Genomic DNA, 8,679 nt, shown 5'->3' with positions numbered 1-8,679 from the left:
TTCTTGTCGGGGCCCTCCCTGCCGCGGGCGGGGGGGGGGGGGGGGGGGGGGGCGGGGGGGCGGGGGGGGGGGGCGCGGCGGCGCCGGGGCCCCGCCCCCCCCCCCCCCCCCCCCCCCCCCCCCCCCCCGACACTCTTCAAAGCATCAGGGAAACAACCGGCCATACCGAACCCGTCGGGATCGGGAGTGGTCCGGCCCGCCACCCGTTCGGGTGAGAGGCGGCTCAGGCGGCCGGGCGGTTGAGGTACGGTCGCCGCACACAACAGCAGACAGAAAACGGCCCCCGGCAGGACGGCAATCCCGACGAGGGCCTGACCACCCAGGAAGAAGAGACCTTCCCGATGGCTGACCCGCAGTCTAACGCGGCCCTGCCCGCGTACCCGTTGCCCGAGCCGCTTGTGCCTCCTCCGAACGGCCCCCGCGCCGGCGTCCTTCACGTACGGCACCGCCACACCGAGCGCTACACCGTCGTCGGCAACCACCTCGCCCAGCATCCGCTCCTGTCCGCCACGGCGATCGGCCTCGGCATCCACATCCAGTCCCTGCCGGACGGCGCCTCGGTCACCGTCAAGGCGCTGACTGCACGCTTCCGAGAAGGCGAGCTGACGATCGGCAGAGCGCTGCGGGAACTGGAGACAGCCGGTTACCTCGTGCGTCGCCGGGTACCGCTCGGAGGCGGACGCATCGCGACCCGCACATTCTTCCTCGACCGCCCGGGAGCGGTGGTACGGGCTTCCCGCGCGCGCAAGGCCGATCCGGGAACCGCTGTCCTCGCCCCCGCAGCTACGGACAAGAGTGAGTGCGGGCCCGGCCGCGCGCCCCGCCCCCTGCCGGAAGCCGCCGCCGAGCCGGCACACGATCCGCGTCCCCCTCGGTGCGCGACACCGCGGCAAACGGCAGTTGACGATCCCGCACGCAGCGCCGCGGACACCGGACCGGCAGCCGGTCTGCTGGCCGGCCTGCGTCTCGCCGATCCCCGCTTGCTGCTTTCCGCCCGGGACATCCAACGGCTCACGCCTGCCGTCGACACCTGGCTCGCCCGTTCCGCCACCCCCGAACAGATCACCCGCACGCTCACCGCTGGTCTCCCGGCCCAGGCCGCCCCCATCCGCCACCCTGCCGGGCTTCTCGCATACCGGCTGACCAACTTCCTGCCCCCCCGCTGCCGACGGCTTCCGCTGGGACGGCGACAGGGCCGTACCCGCCACGGCCCGCACCGCTGGCCACCTGCGACGGCTGCGAACGTGCCTTCCGCACGCACGAACCGCACGCCCGTTGCCGCGACTGCCGTGACGAGGGGGCCGGCGCGACCGACTCGGCTGCTTCACCGGCGAGCAGCTCGGCTGAGCCTGTCCGCACGGTTCACCCACGGCGAGGACGCGGGACAGCGGCTGCCGGCCACCGGCCGAGCTCGTCGACGAAGTCTTTGTAGGAGTGGTTGGTGCCGGTGGGACCCGATGCCAGCAGGCCCGACGAGCGAGCCTGCTCGGCCACCTTTGGTCCGTCGCTTTCGCGGAAGGCCGGGGTGCCGAGCTTGCGCTTCAGCTCTTCCTTCGGACTTTTGAGAGTCCCGGTATCACGGCCTTGCAGCTGCGCGGGCACCTTCCAGTTGGACCGGACGGCAGGGAAGGCTTCCGGGAAGAGTAAGAGCCACGCTTCCGACTCCCAGGCGGCGAGCGCCAGTGCCGAGTCGCAGGGGCTTTCGCGGGAGAGCGCGCCGGCGACCTTCGCACGGATACGGGCGTACTCGGCGTCCGCGAAGCCGTCCAGGTCCTCGTGGATCACCAGGCCGACCAACGGCCCTTTCGCCCGGAGAGCGCGGCCCTTGGCCTTGCCGATGATCGTGCGGATGCGGGTGGTGAGTTCGGGGCCGCTGGCCGTCTTGAGGCGGGTCTTGTCGCTGATCTCCACCAGACGGGCGTCACCCAGCGCTGGGTGGTGCTGTTTGATGATCTCGGCCACGATCCGGCAGTCGTTGGAGTCCTCGCCGGCGAGGACGATGACCCCGCGCCCCTGCTGTGGCGAAGCCGCGCCTCTTCTTCTGTTCCCTTCCACTACAACTCATCCCCCGTCAGGTCGCCTCCCAGCACGCCGGAGAACCACAGGTCGCCCAGTGGCAGATCACCGCTCTCCTCGACGATCGCGCGCACCTCGTCCGTGGTGATCGCGGGAATGAGCGAGGCTCCCTCGTCATCGCGCTCACAGATGACGATCTCCTCCGGTTCGAGCCGGTCGGCGAGCGCGGGGGAGTGGGTGGCGACGATGAACTGCGTGAGTGCACTGGCCTCGCGCAGCCGGTCGACGATCAGCTGCAGGGCCTGGGGATGGAGGCCATGATCGATCTCCTCGATACAGGTGAGGGCCGGCGGGTCGGGGTCGTAGAGCAGGGCCAGGAGGCCGAGCAGCCGTACGGTTCCGTAGGAGGCGTCGGCCAGGGGAGTGGGACGCCGGAGACCGCGTTCATGCAGGTAGACGGCGATCTGGTCGGCCCGTCCACCGACCTTGACGAATTCGATGTCGTGCAACTGGGGCAGCACTGACCGGGCGTCCTCCACGAGACGTGCCCAGATGTCGCCGTCTACGGTGTGGAGCTGGTGCAGGAAGGCGGCCAAGTTGTCCGCGCTGGAGGACAAGGCGCCGTAGGCAGCCCGGGAGGGCTGTCGAGCCGCGTATACATCCACATCGAACACACGGAACGAGGAAAGCTGCCCTGCCACCCGGGCCACCTCGGAACCGCCTTCCGCGCTGGCCAGCCTGGGAAGGGTGGACAGACCGCTGCTGAGCCGCTGAATGCCGAACTCGCTGCTGTCCTCGTGGTCGGCGCTCGGCCGGGTGTCGATGACCGTGGCACGCTCGCCCGACACAGTGATGCGACGACCACGCCCCCGGGTCCGCTTGAACTGGAAGCTCTCACTGCGGGTGAGCCGGTAGCGGCCCTTGTCCCTGTTGCTGGGGGCCGTGTAGCGCCGGACCTTGAGGTCGTACTCGTCGGGAGCGTTCGGGCTGGAGTGGGTCGTCCAGGTCGCCTTGAGCCGAATGCGGAGGGTCGACGGCGGCTTGGGCCCGCCCCAGAACGCGACCTCGTCGAACCCGCCCTGGTTTTCGAGGGCGGGTTCGAGGTCGGTGCGGATGATGTCGGCGAGCAGGTCGAAGACGGCGAGAACATTCGACTTGCCGACGCCGTTCGCACCGACGAGGACCGTCAGTGGGCCTAACGGGATGGTCACGTCCCGCAGGCTGCGGAAGTTCTCCACATGCAGTTCGAGTAGCTGTCCGGGCATGGACGCAACCTATCGGGAGGCGTGGGGCGAAGTGAGGTGCGGCGGGCGTGCCGTACGCACGCGTCGTGGACGGTCAGGCATCCACCGGCGCTTCGTCTCCACGGTCCGCCGGCTCGGGCGGTACCCACCGGCCTGCGGCGATCTCGGCATCCAACCGCGCCTGGAAGTGCGCATGAGCAGCCCGCATCTCGGCTTCTCGGTCCGCTTTGTAGAAGGGGGCCTGATAACCGTCCGGGGGTGGAACCTCCTCCGGGGCTTCCAGGTGGGCGAGGAGATCGAGATAGTCCTGTTTGGTCTGGCCGTGGCCGTAGGTATTGAAGTCGGCGGCGATCTTGCGACCGTTGGCGTCGAAGTACGTGGCCGACTCGTAGTCGTACAGCTGTGGGTAGCGCGACTTGAAAATCGCGGCGAGCTGGTCGGCGGTGATGCCGAGCCAGACGGAGACGAGTGCATCGAGCTCGACGAGAGCGGCCCGGCGCTCATGCTCGGTGCGGAGCGGGGTGTCGTACGTCCAGTCCGGTGTGAGCCCGGCGGCGAGCGGCTTGAGCCCTGGCCACTGCGGGTTGGCCCAGTCCTCGTAACCCGCCCAGCGCGGGTCGAAGAGTTCGGCCCAGAGGGGGGCGTAGTGAGTGGTGAGGGCGTTGAGGCGGAGTGTGCGGAGGAGGAGGGCGGAGGCGAGGGGGTGATTTGCTTCCGGGGCGGGCATCTTGCGGGCTTCGCCGACTTGGAGGTGCGAGCGACCAGTAATGCGCAGGAGGTAGTCGAGCGGTAGCGCTGCCCAGAAGCCTGCGTTGAGGACGGTGAGGCGGTTGTCGTCCAGAGCTGCAGAATGCACGTTATGGACGTGGGCGGGGCCAGGCGGAATGAGGGCAGCTTGCAGGCTGCGACTTGTGTTGAAGGGAATCATGACCCGCCATGCCAGGCGGAAGTAGTTCGTGTACCGATTTTCGAGCCAGGGATCCTGAGCTGCCAGATACGTCGCCTCATCGGTGGCTCGCACATAGTTACTCGTGGGCACATGCGCTGCGGGCAGTTCCGTCGGCGCAAGGGTGTTCCAGTGCCTCTGGTTGCGGCACGGGATCATCGGCTCCTTGTAGAAAGGATCCGCACATGAGAAGTGCGGTCCTTGAAGGATGACATCTGTGATCTCCGAGACGGCTTGGTTGCCCCAGCGAATCAGACCTTCTTTCTTTGCGCCGGATTCGTCAAAGCCCCTCGTGATCATCGGCCTATAGTCACCCAGGTTTCTACCGTAGCTGGCTAGTGCCTCGATCGCCCCCTGCTCGCCCACGAGGACCGGATACAGTAGGGAGGTATGTGTCGCTCCGCCTGGTGAGCCCGTAAGGGCCTGCCATCCGACCAACAGGTCCATGTCGACGTGTACCACTCGATCACGGTGCGGTCGGATGTCCCACGAGCCGTTGTGCTTGATACCTGGCACTTCGCCTCGTCCATCGTGGGTCAGCGATTCAGGCAAAGCCTCGACATCACGCAATTGGCTGACGTGCAGGAAGTTCGGGTCCTGTGACGAGCCATAAATGTGCATTGCAAATTCCTGGGAACGGGAAAGGTCGTCGAACGCCCAGTTGGCCGAATTCACGAAATGCGCATGCACCCGAAGGTGTCGGTACGCCTCAGCTCGGATGGCCCCTTCTCGTACACCTCCAAAATGCGTGTCCGGGTGGATCATCCCCGCGCTGCCGTGTGGTGCGGTGTGCCCCCAGACCTTCGTCATGAATGCCCGATAGAGGTCGCCCTGGGTCCCGACGAGCAGCGGGTACGTAACGGGGCTGCCAAGCGTGGCCACTGCTCCCGCGTGCGTGGCCAGCTCGTCGAGGAGAAATTGTTGGCAGCCCTTTCGGGTGGCCAACACGTCCTCCTTGCGCAGCCGCCACTCTTCCGCGCTCGGCCTGTCCGCCAGCGTGAACCAAGGATCGAGTTCGGCGAGGACCACGTCCTCCTCCCACCGCGGCCGCACCCAAGGCGGATTCCCCACCTGCAAGTCATACCCGCCTCGCGCAAACACCTGCGCGAAGTCCAGCTCCCAGTGGAAGAATCCCTGCGCCTCCGCTATGTCCCTCGCGACGGCGACCCAGGGGAACCGCGGCTCAAGACGCTGGAAACGCTCCATGCCCATCAGGTCCGGCAGCGCGTCCTCGTACACCTCCAGCTCCGCCAGCGACGCGAACTCCGCCACCAGCGAGTCGTCCGGCACGTCCGCCGTGCCGATCAGGGCCTCCGCGAACTCCAGCCAGTCGTCCAGACCTGCCAGCGGCACCAGCGCCCGCTTCCGCGCACTCACGATGGCCTCCTTGCGGCGGCCTGTCCGGCGGCGTTCCACCGAGGCCGCCGTCAGCTCGCCGCCGCCCGTGATCTCGCCGAACAGGTCCTCCGTCTGCCACGACATGAGGACACCGGAGTCGTCGGCCGTCCGCAGCCCTTCTGCCACGGCACCGGACGGGAGCTCCTCGGCACCTCGCGCGTACACCGACGCCGTGCCGTCCAGCAGCCCGGCTTCCTGCACCGGCCAGAACCACAGCGCGCACCACGCGTCCATCAGCGTCTTCAGTCGCCAGTACGGGGTGTCGGGGGCGGTGAGGTCGGCGACGACCTTTTCCCGCTGCTCCGCCACCTCCGGCGACCGCAGCCACCCCTTTTCCGCGCCCCACACGTCGATCCGGCGTGAGATGTCCCGTTCGGAGATATCGAGGCGCTGCACGACCAAGTCCCACAGGAACTCGACCCGGCGCGCCAGGGCCTGAAGCCGCTCCGACTGCTTGGCCGTCGGCGTGCGGGTGATCATCTTCCGCCAGTTGGCAAGCGTGCGCGTCGCCTCCGGGGCGAGCGCCTTGGCCTCCTTCTCGGCCGCGACTGCGCCCCACTCCTTCGCGGGAAGGAGGAAGTGGTGCACGGCGTTCTCGGTGACTCGCTGGACCGTCCCGCTCCTCGTCGTGCGCTCCGTCACCGTCACGGGAAGGCCCTGGCCTGCGTCCGTGAGAGGGAAGGGGTCCGGTGTCGCGCCGAGCCAGGCCGCCTTCTTCAGCTTCTCCGGCGGGTACACCTCACGCCGGCCGCCGATCAGCGAATTGCCGCGTCGCAGGTGCAGGCCGAACCATGGCGCCTCCATGCCAGGGTGCATAGTGTTCAGCCACAGCGACACCTCCGCCAGTTCCACGGCGGTCTCGTTGAGGTCGACGCCGTAGGAGTTGTGCAGGGCAATGTACGCCTTGACCTTCTGGAGCTCGACCGCGTACTTCTCGGTGTCGATCGGAGTGTTCAGCTCGTCCTGGCGACGGCGCAGGTACTCCGCAGCGACCTGGTTGATGGCCTCGTTGAGGAACGCGCCCGAGCCGAGCGCCGGCTCGCAGATCTTCCAGTTCAGGAGCTCCCGCGCCTCGGTGTCCTGACTCAGGCGCTGCTGAAGAGCCAGCTGCACGGTGACCTTGGTCAGCGACTCGGGGGTGTAGTACGAGGCGGAGGTCTGTCGGTCACGGCCGGAGAGGCGGTAGACGAACGAACCGGAGGGGTGGCGGACGCGGACGTCCTCGCCGGTCTCCTCGTCACGACGGTGCACGAACACGTTGCTCGGATAGTCGTCGACCTTCGACGCGGGGATCAGCCAGGAACCGTCCTTGGGGTCGCCGCCTTTCGCGACCTCGTAGAGATCCTCGTCGCCCGCGATGAAACCGCTGTACGACATCAGGCCCTCGTACACGGCGCCGAGCTGGTTGATGCCGAGCTGGGCGTACGAGATGAAACCGCCGCGCTCGCCCTTCTTGCCCCGCGTGATCATCAGCAGGCGCAGCACCTTGTAGAGGGTGGCATTGCGCAGCCGGGTGTCCAGCAGCCGGCCGTCCCGCTCGCCATGGACTCTGCCGGAGCTGTCGCGGTCCACGGCGTCCTCGTCGAAGACATCGAGGTCGTCGAGGTCGTCCTGAGGGTGCGGGATCACCCCTTTGCCGATCAATCTGATCGACTCCCGCTCGAACAGTTTGGAGTGCAGCGGTTCGAAGCGCAGGCCCACGTCCTCGCTGGTCCGTGCCTCGTCCGTGACCGTTGTGCCGTGCGTGCGGCGGGAACGGTAGCCCTCTTGCACCTTGCGGAAGAGGAGGTCCAGAGACTCGTACAGGTAGGTGCCCCGACGGGACTTCTCGTCGACCAGGTCGCGTTCGGCGATCAGCTCGCCGAGCCGGCCCAGACCGTAGCCCTGTTGGTACTCGGGATAGTCGGCGGGCAGGATGCCCAGCTCGGGGCGGGCCTCCGCATAGAGGAGGAACAGGATGCGATACAGGTAGCGGAGCGCCTCACGGGTCAACTGCTTTCCCAGTTCGGGCAGTTCGCCGATGTCTTCGGGACGTACGCCCTGCTCGCGCAGTCGGTCCAAAACCTCACTCGCGATGAGTTCCACACTCAGCCGCAGGCCGTCACGCAGCTCGCTGGAGACACCCACGGCATGCTTGGTCGACTTGCCGACGAGTTCGGACAGCGGGTTCTCGCCGCCCTCCTCCGGTGTGCGCAGCGAGTCCGCACCGAAGAGGGCGGCTACGGTGTCGAGTTCGCCACCCGCTTTGGTGTCATTGCGCTGCAGGGCCGTGTCCAGGGAAACCGCGAGATAGCGGCCCTCACCCCACACCATTCGGTCGGCGAGGACGACGACCCCACCGACGAGCAGCAGCACGTAACGGGGCGCGTCCTCACAGGCGAAGAGGAAGGAGGCGAGCTTGGAGCCCGTCGGAATGGTGTTCCGGCCGTCCAGCTGTACAGGCTCCAGGAGGCGGCCAGGGCCCTCCGGGTCCAGAGCGGCGTCCGGTTCGGCGGCCCATCCGCAGTCGACCGCGATGAGGCACTTTTCGGAGTGCGCCACCCGTACCTCGTACGGCTGGTCGGCGCGCGTGACCGTCAGCGTGTGCGGCTTGGCATCGTAGCCAAGGGCGCGCAGGACCTCCGCGTTCAGGGCACGTACGCGCTCGCACCAGGAGGGGGAGTCGTACGTGGCCGAGTCGTCCTCGGTGTCCTTGGCGGCCGTCGTGCCGTCCTCGTCCTCGGCGAGGGCAAAGAGAGACCGGGCCCGGAAGTACTGGCGGCGCAGTTCGCGCAGGCCCGCACGCGGGGTGACGGGCAGTGCGGCGGCATCCCGCCCCGCTGCTGCCGACCGCTCCCCGGAAGTCTGGTCGCCGGCTGCTTTCGCCGCTCGCTCGGACTCCGCCTTCGCCTCGTCCTCACGCTGTTTCCAGGCAGCCAGCAGGCCCGACTTCAGGTCCTTGGGCAGCACTTCGGCGAGGTAGTGTGCCGAGAAGTAGTCTCCTCGGTTGACCAGGGAGTCGTACGTCATGTCCGGTCTCTTCTCAGGGAATCGCAGGTCGGGGTGCGGCGTGCTGCGGCAGGCCGCGGGCCGTGG

Annotated in this window: 3 protein-coding genes; all 3 read right to left on the bottom strand. The window is 67.9% G+C overall.

Annotated features, from left to right (window positions below; genetic code table 11):
• Positions 1-1,362: 1,362 nt before the first annotated feature.
• The 3 genes from ACIGXO_RS06890 to ACIGXO_RS06880 all read right to left on the bottom strand — a co-directional run bounded on the left by ACIGXO_RS06890 (position 1,363) and on the right by ACIGXO_RS06880 (position 8,613).
• A complete protein-coding gene (locus tag ACIGXO_RS06890) occupies positions 1,363-1,962 on the bottom strand; it encodes a hypothetical protein (protein WP_399781370.1) in 600 nt (199 codons plus the stop codon).
• A gap of 92 nt (positions 1,963-2,054) precedes the next feature.
• On the bottom strand, positions 2,055-3,281 hold the full coding sequence (locus ACIGXO_RS06885; RefSeq protein WP_399781367.1) for an AAA family ATPase: 1,227 nt from the start codon (positions 3,279-3,281) through the stop codon (positions 2,055-2,057).
• 73 nt (positions 3,282-3,354) lie between these two features.
• Positions 3,355-8,613 carry a class I SAM-dependent DNA methyltransferase gene (locus tag ACIGXO_RS06880; RefSeq protein WP_399781364.1) on the bottom strand — a complete coding sequence of 1,753 codons (5,259 nt, stop codon included), beginning with the start codon at positions 8,611-8,613 and terminating at the stop codon, positions 3,355-3,357.
• Between the last annotated feature and the right edge of the window lie 66 nt (positions 8,614-8,679).

This window comes from Streptomyces sp. NPDC053542 (assembly GCF_044544685.1).
Taxonomy (GTDB): Bacteria; Actinomycetota; Actinomycetes; order Streptomycetales; family Streptomycetaceae; genus Streptomyces.
Note: the sequence above shows the minus strand (reverse complement) of the source record. Positions and strands in the feature narration are given on the sequence as shown.

Coding starts and splice junctions, on each gene's coding strand:
- ACIGXO_RS06885 (WP_399781367.1), bottom strand. CDS start 3,281: ATGCCCGGACAGCTACTCGAACTGCATGTGGAGAACTTCCGCAGCCTG.
- ACIGXO_RS06880 (WP_399781364.1), bottom strand. CDS start 8,613: ATGACGTACGACTCCCTGGTCAACCGAGGAGACTACTTCTCGGCACAC.